Consider the following 15252-nt stretch of genomic DNA (forward strand, 5'->3'; position numbering starts at 1 on the left):
CCAATGAGTAAATGGATGAAAGTAATGGTTCTTGGATGGGTTGCGCTGTTGGCTTTGTCCGGATGTTCGAGCGGTTCCAAGAACGCGGCTGGCAACGAAGACGAACCAGAAGTGATGCGGTTCTCGGTAACGCTGCCGTCAAACGGCGTAGATAACCCCAACAGTATGGTGGGCCAAGAATGGCATAAACGGATGGAAGCTTATATGGGCAAGAAGGTCGAGATCGAGTATAACTATATTCCGTCTTCCGAGTATGACGAGAAGGTCAAACTCATGATCGCCAGCGACGATTTGACGGACTTCTTCGTTACGCCCCTCTTCTATGACACCACCGAGATGGCCAAACAAGGCCAACTGCTGGAGTTGGTTCAATACAAAGATTTAATGCCGAATTATATGAACTACATCAGCAAAGTCAAGAACGGGATGAAGCGGGTAACGGATGCCGAGGGCAAAATGTATACCTTTAAGGAAACCTCTACACCGAGATTTCCGGAGGATCGCGGTATGCTCATTCAGAATACCTCGGCTTACCGTTATGACGTGTTGAAGAGCAATAATATCGAAATTCCGGAAACCTTGGATGAATTTTATGAAGCGGCCAAGAAGCTCAAAGCGCTCTACCCCGACAAATATCCGGTCGCTACGAAATGGAACAGCTTGAGATCCCTGTTCTCGGCGAATCACATTCGGGACGAAATCTTCTGGGATGGCGAGAAGTATGTATACGGAGTTTTGGATGAGGGCTATAAAGATGCGCTCCAATTCGCCAACAAACTGTATTCGGAGAAGTTGCTTGATCCGGAGTATACGATTGATACCGACGATACGCTGAAAAGAAAAGCGTTAAACGGCGACAACTTCATGTGGCTGACGCAGTGGTTTACAACGCCGGCCGAATATACGAGAACGGCCAACGACGGCAAGATCTTCGCGGTTTCGCTGTATCCCGACAATCCGAAATACGGAAAAGCTTGGCAGGAGGTTGTCAACGCCAATACCCCTGATTTGGGCTGGGGAGCTTACGGTGTGAGCTCGAAAGTGAAAAACCCTGAAGAATTGATTAAATTCATTGATTATCAGTACTCCGATGAAATGATCCGACTGATCACATGGGGGATTGAAGGCACGACCTATACCCTGGGGAAAGACGGGGTTCCGACCTTTGTAGACTCGTTGAAAACGGCCAAGGACCCTTGGTTGGAAGGGGATAAATACGGCATGCGTGCAAGCCGCAACTATAACCCCGGCTTACAGATGGTGAACGACGCCAGGGCGTTCGTTGATTTTGCCGCGACGGACTATACGGTATTTGGAGGCAAATATGAAGAGGTGCCGATTGAGAAGTCTGGATTTTTGACAAGTCTGCCGATGCCTGAGAACGAGTATGTTCCTTCCTGGCTGAGCGAGCCGTCGATTCAACTTACGGGGGACGAAAGTCAGCGAATCTCGGAGATCATGAACCCGGTCAAAACGTTCGTGACGGAAGAACAAGCCAAATTTGTAGCAGGGAAGAACAGCTTCGACAATTGGCAGGCGTTCACGGACAAGATTCATAAAATGGGCAACATCGATGAGGTGCTCCAAATCTATAACGCTGCTGCGCAAAGAGCGATGTCCAACTGAGCGAACTACTACAGAAAACATAGGATGTGAGAAACCATGAAGAATAAAAAAGAGATTTTATTCCATGCGGAAAAGCTGCTGACTAAAAAGAACCCATTTATGATGACGAAGGTTTCGCCAATCGATTTCACCGGTTTTACGACGAAGGAACAGCTGTTCCTTCATGAGCTGGACGGACAGCCGTTCCGGGAGATCGCCCCGGGCCAACGTTGGGGAGACCGATGGGAATACGGCTGGTTTCGGGGGACCATTGTGGTTCCGAAGGAAGCTGAGGGTAAACGGCTCGTGGCCGTGCTTGACTTTGGATCCGAAGCGACCGTGTATATCAACGGGATCGTAAGCGGTGCGAAGGACCTTAACCATCATTATCTAACTTTAACGCGCTCGGCGAAGGCTGGGGAGCGCTTCGAGCTTGTCGCGGAAGCTTATGCCGGACATACGGATGTTCAGCCTGTGTTCGGAGAGTCGCAACTCTGTATTTTTGAAGAGGAAGTGTATCAATTTTTCATCGATTTGGAGTGTTTGTATGATCTTCGCAATCATCTCGATGCCACCTCCCTTCGTGTTGCGGAAATCGACCGTTGCCTAACGCAGGTATTTGCTGCGCTCGACCTCACTTTACGTCAGGAATCACTGGAGGAGAACGTGAAGCGGTGCCGGCAAATCATGGAGCCGCTCTTGGCTTGCGTCAACGGTTCAACGGTGCCTACGCTCTATCTTATGGGTCAGTCCCACCTGGATGTGGCCTGGTTATGGCCGATTGAAGAGACGAAACGGAAGATAGCGCGGACGATGTCCAATCAGCTGGCGCTGATCGACGAATATCCGGAATACCGTTACACCCAGAGTCAGCCGTATTTATTTCAATTGGTCAAGACGTTGTATCCGGAATTGTATGCGCGCATCAAACAGGCGGTGAAGGAAGGGAAGATCATCCCGGAAGGTTCGATGTGGGTAGAGCCGGACACGAATTTGCCCGGCGGGGAGAGCCTAATCCGCCAGGCTATGCACGGAAAGCGGTTCTTCAAGGAAGAGTTCGGTGTGGAGAATGAGATGTTGTGGCTGCCTGATGTATTCGGCTATTCCGGGAACCTTCCGCAAATTATGAAGGGCTGCGGCATTAAGTATTTCGGCTCGGTGAAGCTGTTCGGTACTTATGATAATGTTGCGGATCCGTTCCCGCATAATACATTCCTGTGGGAAGGGATCGACGGCTCGCAAGTCCTGACGCATTTGCTTAACTACGGCGACGACTACCCGATTCGGATCAGACCGTCCTTCTTAATCCGTCAGTGGAGTGACCGCGTTCAGTTGGAAGGGATCTCCACCCGGCTTACCCAGTTCGGTCACGGGGACGGAGGCGGCGGATCCAATCGAGATGATCTCGAGTTTCTGCGCAGGTTGGGCAATTTGGAAGGTGTCCCGAAGACGAAGCATGGATCGCCAATCGAATATTTCGAGGATCAGATCAAGCGGGGCATCCCGGATGTCAAATACGTCGGCGAACTCTATTATCCGGCGCACCGCGGGACATACACGACACAAGCGCTGATTAAGAAGCTGAACCGGAAGGCGGAGATCGGCTTCCGTGAAGTCGAGTTGTGGGGGGCGGCAGCGGAGCTGCTTCAGAAACGCGCTTACCCTCATAAGGAATTGGATTCATTGTGGAAGACCTTGCTGCTGCATCAATTCCATGATATTTTGCCGGGCTCATCCATTCACCGCGTCCATGAAGAGGCGCAGCTTGCGCTGAAGGAATTGAATGCGAACGTGTACGGATTGGCTTCAACAGCAAGAGAGTCGATTACGGACGACGATGCTTCCCGGGTTACCGTCTTCAACTCGTTATCTTGGCCCCGTAAGGAACTGGTTGCCTTGCCTGCCGGCGTGCATGGAATCTCGGACGAGAACGGAGCCGCCCTGCCGGTCCAACAGTACGAAGGAGCAAATTATGCCGAAGTGGAGGCTCCTTCCATGGGCTGGTCAACGTACCGGATCGAACCGGGAGTGGCCGATGGTCCTGCGGCGTCCGCCGTATTTGCGACGGAATCGCGGCTGGAGAACGAATGGATTGGACTTGAATTGAATGGACGAGGCGAGATCACAAGTATTTTTGACAAAGAGACCGGGATGGATTGGGCAGCGGAAAACTGTAATGTCATGCGGATGTATCGGGATCAGAATTCGGATTTCGATGCTTGGGAGATCGATCGGCGCTACCGCCTGGCTCCGATTGAGTTAAACGAAACTGCCAAGGTATCGGTTACCGCGAACGGCCCGCACTTCGCGAATATTCGAGTGGAACGCCAAATCAACCAATCGACCTTCGTCCAGGATATTCGGCTGCGCGCCGGCAGCCGTCGGGTCGAGTTCCATACGACGATGCATTGGCAAGAAAAGAATAAGCTGCTGAAAGTCGATTTCCCGGTGCGCGTCCATACAAACGAGTCGCTGCAGGAAATTCAGTTCGGTTACGTCAAGAGACCGAATCACGCTTCGCGTCCGCATGATGCGGATCAGTATGAGGTGGTCCATCATAAGTGGTCGGCGCTAGCAGAAGCGAACCGCGGCTTTGCGCTGCTGAATGACTGCAAATACGGAATTTCCGTCGACGACAATCTCATGAGTTTAACGCTGCTCCGCGCTCCGACCTGGCCGGATGAGACGTCCGATCAAGGGGTGCATCACTTTACTTACGGGTTCACCTTCTGGGAGGGGGCGTTCCTCGACAGCCCCGTCGTAAGGGAAGCCTACGAGTTGAATTATCCGGTTAGTCTTGCGGCGGGAGGAAGCCATGAAACGCAGTCCTTGCTCGCCGTCGATAAGGCAAATGTGATCGCTGAAACGGTGAAACTTGCCGAAGACGGATCGGGGGACTGGATCGTGCGCCTGTACGAGAGCAAAGGAGCTTCCGTTGCGTGCGGGCTTCATTTCGGGTTGCCCGTTGCGGCGGCATCCGAGACCACGATGCTGGAGGAGAAGTTGGCGGAGTTGCCGCATGAGGGAGGTAAGATGTCGCTTCAGTTCCGTCCGTTCGAGGTGAAGACGATCCGGCTCCGGCTGAACGGGAGGAAGTAAGGATATCCGGGCGTGCCGCGGAATGGGAGCGACAGCGTGGCGATTTCATTCTATCAAAACGACAAAGGTCGGGAGGTAATCGAAATGAAATGGAAACCGTGGAAGAGTGCGGGGATATGGGGCTGCGTGATGCTGACGATCCTGACGGCACCGGTTGCCGCAGCTGCGGCGCAAGCCGAGGATGCCGGCGGCCAGCAAACGGAGGTAAGCGGGAAGAGGATCGACGTCTCGAAGCCGTTCATGATTAAGGTGGTGGATGCCGAGACAGGCCGGGGGATTCCTCAAGTTCAGTTGAAGACGACGAACAACATTCTGTATTATACGGACAGTGCGGGGGTCGTGGCTTTCGATGAGCCAGGCCTGATGGATCAGTTGGTTTTCTTCCATCTGTCGAGCGACGGCTACGATATCCCTGCCGACATGTTCGGCAATCGGGGGCAGGCGGTACAGATAAAGCCCGGGGGCAGCGTTACGCTGGAGATGAACCGGATCAACCTTGCCGAGCGGCTGTACCGGGTTACAGGCCAAGGGATTTATCGCGACAGCTTGCTGGTTGGTCAGAAAGCGCCGATTCAGGAGCCGCTGATCAACGGCTTGGTCATGGGGCAGGATTCCGTACAGACTATCGAGTACAAGGATAAGCTGTACTGGTTCTGGGGCGATACCGACCGGCCCGCCTATCCGCTGGGGAACTTCCGTGTGACGGGGGCAACATCCGAACTGCCGCAACAAGGCGGACTGGATCCGGATGTCGGCGTGAATCTGAGCTATTTTACGAAGGAAGATGGATTTGTCAAAAGCTTGGTGCCCGAGCTGCCCGACGGTGCAGGCATCGCCTGGGTATTCGGTCTGATGACCGCCAAGGACAGCACCGGGCAGCAGCGCCTGCTCGCCGGCTACAGCACGCATAATCCCGAGCTCAGCGCCTTCGGCATTCTCGCCTTTAACGACACGGAGAAGGAGTTCGAGCAGGTCGTCCAGTTCCCGTTCAAGGACGATTGGCGCCATCCGGGCGGCCAGGCAAGCTATTACGAGGAGGACGGGAAGGGATATTGGCTCTTTACCGAACACCGGATGCCGAATTTGCGCGTTGCCGCCAGTTATGAAGCCATCATCGATTACACCCAATACGAGTCGTTTACGTGCCTGACGCCCGGAACGACATACAACGGGGCGCAAACCTCGCTCGAACGCGATGAGAACGGCAACCTCGTATGGGGCTGGAAGAAGGATACGCCGCCGCTGACCCAAGATCAAGAGAAGGAGCTGATCCAGCTTGGACTGCTCCAAGCTGACGATCCGAAATATAATCAACTGAAAGATACCGATACCGGCGAAGATGTGAAGATCGCCTCAAGCTCCATCGAATGGAACGATTACCGGCAGCGTTACGTCATGATTGGACAGCAGCTCGAAGGCAAGACTTCGGTACTTGGGGAAATCTGGTATGCGGAAGCTCCATCGCCTCAAGGTCCTTGGACCGAGGCCAAGAAGATCGTAACGCATAACAACTATACGTTCTATAACGTGGCTCAGCATAAATCCTTCCATAAGGACGGCGGCCGGGTGATCTACTTCGAAGGAACTTATACGAATACGTTCACGGATCATGTCCCCACGCCGCGCTATAACTACAATCAGATCATGTACAAACTTGATTTGTCTAACCCGAAGCTCGGGCTTGAGCCGGTTCAAGGAGCAGCCGAACAGCCAGAGTGAGCGCACGAGGATGGATAACTGAACAAGGACCTTTCCGGTAAAACCCATTGGGATGCCGGAAAGGTCCTTGTTGATTTGGGCGAGGGGAGATTTCTTACCAGGAGCTTCTGATTTCGGTTTCCCCGTGAATTTCCCGATACTGCTTCGGAGTCAGATTCGTGAATTTCTTGAACGCGGAGAAGAAATGACCTTTGGAGATGAAGCCGCATTGATCCGCGATCTCCAGCACCGAGAGCCGGCTGGATACCAGCTTTTCCTTCACTCTCTCGATTCGTTCCTGAAGAATGTACTCGGACAAGGACACGTTCATGACCTCCTTGAATAATTGCCGGATGTAGCTGACGGAGAACGAGAAATTGTCGGCGACCTGCTCGATCGATAATTGGGCATCCTGCAGGTGGTTATCCACGAATTCCTTAATCTCCAGAATCATCTCTTCCTTGCGGCTCGAAGACCTTGGCGCTTCGGTCTCGGACGCGAGCATCATCACGATGCCCTCCAGCCACGTCTGATACTCGTACAGCGTACTGTACCGCTCGAGCAATTGATGGATACTGCCGATCTCATGCAAGACGCTGGACTTATTGAAATTTTTAAGCAGATCATAGGTAAAATAGGTCAGGTATAGTTTGCAGTCGCGATAAGGCAGTTCATGAATATGCTTCATCTGCTGGCGCAGCAGCACGACGGCGGTCTCCGGACGGCCGCGGCGGATCGACTGGATAATCTCGGTTGTCTCCAGCGCTTCGGTCGCCGACGGATACCCTGCCATAAACTCTTCATAATCGCTCTCCAGAAAAATCGGTCTCTCCCCGTTAAGAAAACGCAGCATCGTCAGTTCGTAGATATGATCATATACGTTTCGCAGATTAGCGCCGAAGTCATAGGCATTGCTGACCGCCACGGTGGTCTCGAGGCTCAGAATGCGCGCCACCTGATGCTGGGTCTCCTTCAGAAGGCGCTGCAGTTGAAGCTCGTCCCGATCCTGCCCGCCGAGGATCAGAATCAGATGGTCGCCGCCCATATCCAACCCTTCGGCCGCATAAGGGCCGGTGCAAATTACTTCTTCGCTGATATTGCGGATGGCGTATTTAATTAATTTCCGGGATGGGAAATCGTAACGTTCGCAAAAGACCGTATACGCTTCGATCCGCAGAACGGCCAAGAACAGAACTTCGCAGGAGGTCAACTGGGTCCGGGAGCGGATATATTCGTAACTTCGGGTACCCGGCGTCCCGTGCAGCACCCACTGCGCGAGAAATTCCGTTCGGACAAGCTCCGATTGGTTGCGCATGGAGGCGTGAAGCTGCTCTACATTGTTCAACAGCAAGTCGATCCCGTCGTTGATCCATTGGATATCGGCCTTGGCTTGGGATGCAGGGTTCGCAAAATTCACCTTCTTCTTCAGTTTCTCCGACAGAAAGGTGATGGAACGCAAGGAACGGTGCGAGCTCCAGAAGAACAATGCCGAGACGATCCCTAGTAGCAGCAATGTATACGTTATCAATTTTTGCTGGAATAAGGTGATGTGGCGGGTCAAGAAGTGATATTTTGTCGAATAGGANACCGCCCAATTTTCCGTCGTGAGTTTAGCGGTATTGACGTACCACCGCTGATTCGGAAGCCGGACTTGAAAGCTGCTGTCCCGCTGCTCCTGCCCTGCTTGATAGAGTTGTTCGTTCAACATAGCTGAAGGGGAGGTGCCTAATAGGACTGACCCGTTCTCGTCGAGAATTCGAATGTCCTGCTCCTTGGACACCGTTTCGCCGAAGAGAAGTTTGTTCAGCAGCGGTTTATCGATCAGCAACACCAGATAGAAGTCGGACGGCTTCTCGGGAGTTGCGGGCAGAACCAGGGCCAGGTAATCCGAACCTTCCAGCGAATGGCTGGAAAAGCGCAAGTATTGACGCTGGAAGGATCCCACCCGCTTCAACATGCTCGGGTCGGCAAAGGACTCAAAGCGGGTGATTCCGGCTTTGGAATCGACGACAAGGCGATACCTCAAATTAATCAGATAAGACCGCTGAATGAGCGGTTCGGTAGACATGAAGTTGGATTGAGCGACGAGCGCAGCGTGGTCGATCAGCGGATCCCGGTTGGTGTTGAAGAACCAGTTCTGAATATTCTGATCGGCATACATGCTGAGCCCGTAAGCTTTCAAATTGCCGAGAATCATATCGGCCTTCGAGGCCAGATTGTTGACTTCGTTTTGCGAATTGCTGCGCACTTCCAGCATGGTGTATTTCGCGAATTCCGCGGACAGAAAATAGACGAAAGGAATCATGGAACAGATCAGCACAGTGGTTAGTAATAGAAAGGTACGAAAATAGGTCTTCTGCAAAAACGGTTTGATCTTCATCTCATTCCAGCACCCCGCGTGTAAATTGATCAATAGAAGAAGCTAACCGGGACGCTTCTTATTCCATCTTATCCGCATCCTGACTTTCGTGTGAAGTCCTCATTTTGACAATGTACAAATTAGGAACATTCAGGAAGGCGGATGACCGCGCGATTCTTAAATTCAGCACCTTTCGTGGCGCAATGAGGACTATGCCCCGCAGCTTCCTCCCGCTCATAATAAACACTGTCAGGATATGGCCACATCGGACAGACCCGCTAGAATGGAGTGATACTGTCAATTGAGCATGTTGAAGGAGCTTGTGAAGAACCGGAACTTGTATACGATGGCGATCCCGGGTGTCGTCTTTCTCATCGTGTTCTCCTATATTCCTCTGGCTGGACATCTGCTGGCGTTCAAGGAATTTCAGATCAGCAAAGGCATATGGGGCAGCGATTGGGTGGGGCTGGACAACTTCCGCTTTTTTTTCTCCAATCGGGATTGGATCCAAGTTACGGTCAACACCTTGTATTTGAATGCGCTGTTCATTATATGCGAGCTGGTTTTTGCGCTGCTGATCGCGCTCTTCTTGAACGAGATTCGCTTGAGATGGTTTAAACGCACGATCCAATCCGTTGTTTTCCTGCCTTACTTTATCTCATGGGTCGTCGTGGGTTATATGACCTTCATTCTGTTCAACAATACGGACGGTCTATTTAACCGCATGCTGAGTGCCAGCGGGCTTCAAGCCGTCGATTGGTACCAAACCCCCTGGGTGTGGCCGATGATTTTGATTTTTACTCGAATTTGGAAAAGTGCTGGGTACTACTCCATTATTCTGATTGCGGCCATTACCGGTTTCTCCGCCGATTATTATGAGAGTGCCCGACTGGACGGAGCCACAAGGATGCAGCAGATGAGGTACATTACGCTGCCATTGCTGAAGCCGCAAATCATTATCCTGGTTCTCTTGGGAGTCGGACGGATTTTCTACGGGGATTTCGGCATGATCTACGGGATTATCGGGGATAACGGCATTCTGTTCCCCACGACGGATGTCATCGATACGTACTCTTATCGGGCGCTAAGACAACTTGGCAATTTCAGCATGTCGTCGGCCGTCGTATTCTATCAGTCTGTCATGGGACTGATCGCAGTCGTTTCGTTTAATGCGCTGATTCGGAAGATTGATAAGGACTCCAGGTTGTTTTAGATGGTTTGAATACGGGGGTTTATTCTCGAAATGGAGGGAGGTGAACTTCATATGAATCGCCCGGTTGCATTGATCCGGCCCGCCCAAGTTCGGCGGAAAAACGGCATCTCCGATAAAATCGCGTTAGGGTCGTTCGGGTTGTTTTTGATCCTATTTGCACTGGTTTGTTTGTTCCCCTTCTGGCTGATGGTCATTAATTCGTTCGCCAGCACCCGAAGCTTGGCGCTGAACGGATATGCCGTATGGCCGACCGAGTTCACTTTGGAGTCCTATCGGTTCCTGCTTCAAGGCAAGCAAATGTTCACCAGCTATGGCATCACATTTGCCGTGACGGCAATCGGAACGGGGATCGGCCTCGTCGTCACCATGCTGTATGCTTACGTTCTGGCTCATCCGAAGAACCGATACGGCGGCTTTCTCTCGTTCATGACCTACGTGCCGATGGTATTCGGTTCAGGGCTGGTCGGCTTCTATCTTCTGGTCGTGCAGTGGCTGCACCTGAAAGATACGCTGTGGGCGCTGGTGCTCCCCTATGTCATGAATCCGTTCTTCGCGTTTATCCTGGTCTCATTCTATCGCTCATTGCCTTATGAATTGAATGAATCGGCTACCATCGACGGTGCGGGAGAGTGGACGATCTTCTTCAAAATTATCCGGCCGATCTCAACGCCAGTGATTGCCACGATCAGCTTATTTTACGCCCTGCAATATTGGAACGATTGGTGGCTGTCGCTCTTGTTCATTGATAACAGCGATATGTACCCGCTTCAGTTGCTTCTGCGGCAGCTTATGTCACAGATGCAGCTCTCGTCGCTGAACCACGGCAATGTACTGACGTTGCCGCCGGCAGAGGGGGTCAAGCTGGCTGCCGTGTGTTTGACGATCGGCCCGATTATTTTCGTGTATCCGATGGTCCAGAAATATTTCGTCAAAGGCCTGACCCTTGGTTCGGTAAAAGGCTAGCGGGCGGGCTGCGAAAAAAAGAGATGAGAAGGGAGTTATTTACATGGCTGCAAAACGCAAATTTTGGGGGATGGCGTTGCTCGGACTAGCGCTTGCTTTATCCGGATGCTCCGGCTCCGGCGGGAACGCTCCTGCCCCGGAAAGTTCCGGGGGAACCGGCGCTTCGTCCCTTGACCCGGTCACTCTGGAGGTCGTCGTTCCGGGGACGAAGGGAGCTAACTTTGATGAGGTGTTGGCGGAAGTCAACAAACGGTTGAAAGCCGAGTTGAACACACAGGTTAAATTTACGGTCATCGATTTCGCCGATCTTAGTCAGAAGACGAACGTCATGTTGGCTTCGGGAGAGAGCGTGGATCTGATCTTCGATGCTCCCTGGCTGCATCTGGACACGATGGCTTCCCAGGGATTTTACGAGGAACTGGGCGGCCTTCTGGAAGAATACGGCCCGAATGTGCTGAAGACAAGACCGCAGCAAATGTGGGATGCGAACAAAATCAACGACAAGATCTACGGCGTCCCTTTAGGCAGCGCTTATACCCAGCAAAGATCGGTGTTCATCCGAAAAGACCTACGGGAGCAATTAAACTTGCCGCCCGTGAAGACGTATGAGGATCTGAAGGCTTATCTCTACGCCGTTCGCGACCATATGCCGGAGATCACGCCGCTGCTCGCCGGTGCGGATGATGTCACCTACAGTTGGGTGAACTGGCTGATTCGGGACGATACCAGCGTGAATATTCGCCCGACGAATTTTGCAGGTGCCAGCTTGATGTTGTATTACAAGGGCAACGATGGGAAAGTCTACAATTTCTTTGAAACCCAGGAGCCAAAGATTTGGTCCAATATCCAGGATGTCCGCAAGCTGTTCGTGGACAAGGTCATGTCGCAGGATGTCTTGACCAATAAAAGCGGCCCGATGGAAATGCAACTCCAGAACAAAGTTGCGGCTACCCCCCAGATGGCCTTTGGCGTTCCCGAATCGTTCAACGACCAGTTGAAGCAGGTCGTGTCTGACGGCGAGTTGGAAGCGGTTCGCCTGTTTGATCTCACTCCGGGAAAGAACATCTCCAATTTTAAGATGGATAACTTCATCTGTATTGTAAAGACCAGCAAGCATAAAGACCGCGCGATGATGTTCCTCGACTGGGCGAATCGGCAGGAGAATTACGACCTGCTGGAGCACGGCATTGAAGGCGTGAACTGGAAAGCCGCCGGCGACCATCAATACGAAACCTTGAACAATGACGGCGGGATCGTGTCGTTTCAGCTCATGCTGAACCCGACGTTGGAGCGGGAGTGGGCCGGCACGGACGAAGAGAATCTGAAGTACAATCAATTTATTACTCAAGCCGACCATTTCACCAAGGACGTCTTAACCGGATTTACTTTCGATCCGACGCCGGTGAAGAACGAAGTGGCCCAGTTTTCGACCATTCAAGCAAAATATTATAACGGTCTGTTTAACGGCGCGCTTGATCCGGACGAATACTTTGCCAAGTTTAAGGCGGAAGGCGAAGCGGTGCTGGGGAAAATCCAGACTGAACTGCAGAAGCAGGTCGACGCTTTCTTGGCGAAGAAATAAATAGATATCAGGGGCTGCCTTCCGGCAGCCCCTGATTGCAGTTGATGGTTATTGTTGTTGGGGCCAGGAACAAATCTGACCGATCGTCCCGGCTAACTGTTCGGCCATCTGCCGATGCTTCTTGACGGAAGGATGCCCGCAGCCCCCCATGCCGTCTTCCGGCCGTTGGATCAGCGGGAACTCCACGAAGTGAATGTTCTTGTCGCCTTCTTCGCTGAGACGTTCCACCAGCGCCTTCAAATAAGGACTTGGACCAAGGGTCATCGGGCCGATGGCGCAGAACAATGGGACGGAGGGATACCTGCCGCGAATGAAACCGACCAATTTGCGGTATTGCTCCATGTAATCCGAAGGCTCGAGGGGCGCGGACCAATCGTTGGTGCCGAGATTAATGACGATCACCTCGGGATCAAAGGGATCCATGGCTTCTTGATCGAGATAAGGACAGAGCGTTTCCATAAAGTAATCCGACATGCGGCCTTCCTTGGCGCCGCCGAAATTCTGGTAGCAGCCCGTACCGGACGCGCCGACGATCAAAGTCTCGGCGTTCAACAGCTGGCCGGTCAGCGAGCTGTAAGCAAGCGCGATATTTTCGCGCGAAGCATCGCAATCGCAAGGGATCTGCGCCTCGTTGCCGAAGCCGCACGTGATCGAATCGCCGATGATGAGCATCCGGTGGGGGAGAGGGCTCGGCGGGCTCAGGAAAGTTCCGTNCCGTCTTCCGGCCGTTGGATCAGCGGGAACTCCACGAAGTGAATGTTCTTGTCGCCTTCTTCGCTGAGACGTTCCACCAGCGCCTTCAAATAAGGACTTGGACCAAGGGTCATCGGGCCGATGGCGCAGAACAATGGGACGGAGGGATACCTGCCGCGAATGAAACCGACCAATTTGCGGTATTGCTCCATGTAATCCGAAGGCTCGAGGGGCGCGGACCAATCGTTGGTGCCGAGATTAATGACGATCACCTCGGGATCAAAGGGATCCATGGCTTCTTGATCGAGATAAGGACAGAGCGTTTCCATAAAGTAATCCGACATGCGGCCTTCCTTGGCGCCGCCGAAATTCTGGTAGCAGCCCGTACCGGACGCGCCGACGATCAAAGTCTCGGCGTTCAACAGCTGGCCGGTCAGCGAGCTGTAAGCAAGCGCGATATTTTCGCGCGAAGCATCGCAATCGCAAGGGATCTGCGCCTCGTTGCCGAAGCCGCACGTGATCGAATCGCCGATGATGAGCATCCGGTGGGGGAGAGGGCTCGGCGGGCTCAGGAAAGTTCCGTTCTCTGCGGTCAAATCGGTAAATCGAATGCGGCCGAATGCGGCCTCCGTACGTTTCTGCAGCGTTAAAGTATGGGGCTTGTCCTCCAGGTCGTCCGCAAGCTGATACCGCTGGTTATCCGGATCTATTCTCATCACCCGGACCGGGAGATCGTCGATATAGACGTTAACCCAGCTCTTCCCCTCTCCGTTGACATCCTCGATTTCGACGGTGATTTCCGTTCCTTGAAAACGTATGGTTATCGCGCTGCCCGGGAGAAAACAGGAAATCCCCTCCGGTTCTTCCTGGAAGAGCCCATGGCGGAGGCTCAAGTTTGAAAAGTCGAATTTCATGTCGCATGACTTCCTTTCAAAGATCGATTTGAATAAAAACACTATGCGTAAGGGTTCTTGCAGGTAGACTCCCGGATCACCAAGGAGACGCCCGACAATATTTTTGTGTTGCCGCCGTGGGTTTTGCCTTGAATAACCTGGTTCAGCAAATGGGCGGCGTTTCTACCGATTTCCTCGAAGTTTTGCCGGACCGTAGACAATCCGATGGACAGATTGCCGGAATGGTCCCAATCGTCAAATCCCATCACGGAGACATCCTGCGGGATTTTGAGGCCGCGGCCGGTCAGCTGCCGGATGATCTCCATAGCAAGCTTGTCATTGGAGCAAAACAAAGCGGTCACCTCCCGCTTCTCAATACGGTCGGCCAGTGTGTCATAGTCGATGCGGGTTAACAAATCATCGTCGGTTACCGAAAGGCCCGCTTGACGCATGGCACTGCAAAAGCCGGCGAATCGCTCCTGCTCGGAGTGAAGGAAGAAGTGGTAGCTCGCGAACTTTATTTGGGTGTGCTTCAGGCGGATCAGCTCCCGGGTAGCCAGGATCGCCCCGTCGTAGTTGTCGCATCCGGCAAAATAACTGGGATGATCCACGTTGTACCGGTCTACCAGCAGATAAGGGATGTTGTGTTGCTCGATGAGCCGATAGTTATCCTGGCTCTGAACCGGATCGAACGGATAAATCAGGAAGCCGTCGACCTTTCGGTCCAGCATTTTCAGAATGGAGGCCTGTTCGACGGCCAAATTTTCATTGCTCCATTCCACGATTAAGGAGTAATTGAATTCGGCTGCGGCTTGTTGCGCGCCTTTGATGATTTTCATATACGATACGTCGAAGTTGTCCTCTGCCGATACAATGAATGCGATCAAACGGCTCGAAGGGTTCGCGGCTTGAGCTCCGTTTACAAAGGAGCCCTTTCTTTTGATTCGCGTGATTACGCCCTCGGCGGCCAGTTCCGTCAGCGCTTTTCGAATCGTGATTCCGCTGACTTGGAATCGGTTCATCAGATCTTCGTCATTCGGCAGCTTGTCGCCGGCTTGAAGCTCTCCGGCTTGGATCTGCTGCAGCAGCGTTTTTTTTACGGTTTCGTATTTTGGTTCGTTCACAGAACTTCTCCTCTTTCACGGCC

Annotated in this window: 10 protein-coding genes; 6 read left to right on the plus strand and 4 right to left on the minus strand. The window is 52.6% G+C overall.

All coding sequences use genetic code 11. From position 1 onward, the window contains the following. Positions 1-3: 3 nt before the first annotated feature. The 3 genes from BN3795_RS10215 (at position 4) to BN3795_RS10225 (ending at position 6423) form a co-directional block, all read left to right on the plus strand. Positions 4-1626 (plus strand): extracellular solute-binding protein, encoded by a 1623-nt coding sequence (locus BN3795_RS10215; protein ID WP_068784593.1) that lies wholly within the window; start codon positions 4-6, stop codon positions 1624-1626. 36 nt (positions 1627-1662) lie between these two features. After that, complete coding sequence (locus BN3795_RS10220) at positions 1663-4704, plus strand: alpha-mannosidase (RefSeq protein ID WP_068784594.1); 3042 nt, start codon at positions 1663-1665, stop codon at positions 4702-4704. 84 nt (positions 4705-4788) lie between these two features. Beyond that, positions 4789-6423 carry a hypothetical protein gene (locus BN3795_RS10225; RefSeq protein ID WP_068784604.1) on the plus strand — a complete coding sequence of 545 codons (1635 nt, stop codon included), beginning with the start codon at positions 4789-4791 and terminating at the stop codon, positions 6421-6423. A gap of 94 nt (positions 6424-6517) precedes the next feature. On the opposite strand, the gene BN3795_RS10230 is transcribed toward BN3795_RS10225, so the two are convergent. Continuing rightward, on the minus strand, positions 6518-8782 hold the full coding sequence (locus tag BN3795_RS10230; protein ID WP_068784595.1) for an AraC family transcriptional regulator: 2265 nt from the start codon (positions 8780-8782) through the stop codon (positions 6518-6520). 286 nt (positions 8783-9068) lie between these two features. Here BN3795_RS10230 and BN3795_RS10235 point away from each other — a divergent pair, with 286 nt between their 5' ends. The 3 genes from BN3795_RS10235 to BN3795_RS10245 are packed head-to-tail and all read left to right on the plus strand — an operon-like array spanning position 9069 to position 12519. Beyond that, the gene (locus BN3795_RS10235) at positions 9069-9974 is read left to right on the plus strand and encodes an ABC transporter permease (protein WP_068784605.1); all 906 of its coding nucleotides are present in this window, start codon (positions 9069-9071) and stop codon (positions 9972-9974) included. A 51-nt stretch (positions 9975-10025) separates the two neighbouring features. Beyond that, positions 10026-10937: a carbohydrate ABC transporter permease gene (locus BN3795_RS10240; protein WP_068784596.1), complete on the plus strand. Its 912-nt coding sequence runs from the start codon at positions 10026-10028 to the stop codon at positions 10935-10937. Positions 10938-10980: 43 nt separating this feature from the next. Next, on the plus strand, positions 10981-12519 hold the full coding sequence (locus tag BN3795_RS10245) for an extracellular solute-binding protein (protein WP_068784597.1): 1539 nt from the start codon (positions 10981-10983) through the stop codon (positions 12517-12519). 48 nt (positions 12520-12567) lie between these two features. Here the strand turns inward: BN3795_RS10245 and BN3795_RS10250 are convergent, their stop codons facing one another. The 3 genes from BN3795_RS10250 to BN3795_RS10260 all read right to left on the minus strand — a co-directional run bounded on the left by BN3795_RS10250 (position 12568) and on the right by BN3795_RS10260 (position 15229). Next, a complete protein-coding gene (locus BN3795_RS10250; RefSeq protein ID WP_232729901.1) occupies positions 12568-13191 on the minus strand; it encodes an SGNH/GDSL hydrolase family protein in 624 nt (207 codons plus the stop codon). A gap of 26 nt (positions 13192-13217) precedes the next feature. Next, positions 13218-14126, minus strand: a complete 909-nt coding sequence (locus BN3795_RS10255) for an SGNH/GDSL hydrolase family protein (RefSeq protein ID WP_110945122.1) — start codon at positions 14124-14126, stop codon at positions 13218-13220. A 41-nt stretch (positions 14127-14167) separates the two neighbouring features. Beyond that, complete coding sequence (locus tag BN3795_RS10260) at positions 14168-15229, minus strand: GntR family transcriptional regulator (RefSeq protein WP_068784598.1); 1062 nt, start codon at positions 15227-15229, stop codon at positions 14168-14170. Between the last annotated feature and the right edge of the window lie 23 nt (positions 15230-15252).

This window comes from Paenibacillus phocaeensis, assembly GCF_900021165.1.
In the GTDB taxonomy this organism is placed as follows: domain Bacteria; phylum Bacillota; class Bacilli; order Paenibacillales; family Paenibacillaceae; genus Fontibacillus; species Fontibacillus phocaensis.

What these genes read in the sequence shown, in the direction of transcription:
- BN3795_RS10215 (WP_068784593.1), top strand. Translation starts at nt 4, where the DNA reads ATGAGTAAATGGATGAAAGTAATGGTTCTTGGATGGGTTGCGCTGTTG.
- BN3795_RS10220 (WP_068784594.1), top strand. Translation starts at nt 1,663, where the DNA reads ATGAAGAATAAAAAAGAGATTTTATTCCATGCGGAAAAGCTGCTGACT.
- BN3795_RS10225 (WP_068784604.1), top strand. Translation starts at nt 4,789, where the DNA reads ATGAAATGGAAACCGTGGAAGAGTGCGGGGATATGGGGCTGCGTGATG.
- BN3795_RS10235 (WP_068784605.1), top strand. Translation starts at nt 9,069, where the DNA reads ATGTTGAAGGAGCTTGTGAAGAACCGGAACTTGTATACGATGGCGATC.
- BN3795_RS10240 (WP_068784596.1), top strand. Translation starts at nt 10,026, where the DNA reads ATGAATCGCCCGGTTGCATTGATCCGGCCCGCCCAAGTTCGGCGGAAA.
- BN3795_RS10245 (WP_068784597.1), top strand. Translation starts at nt 10,981, where the DNA reads ATGGCTGCAAAACGCAAATTTTGGGGGATGGCGTTGCTCGGACTAGCG.
- BN3795_RS10250 (WP_232729901.1), bottom strand. Translation starts at nt 13,191, where the DNA reads ATGCTCATCATCGGCGATTCGATCACGTGCGGCTTCGGCAACGAGGCG.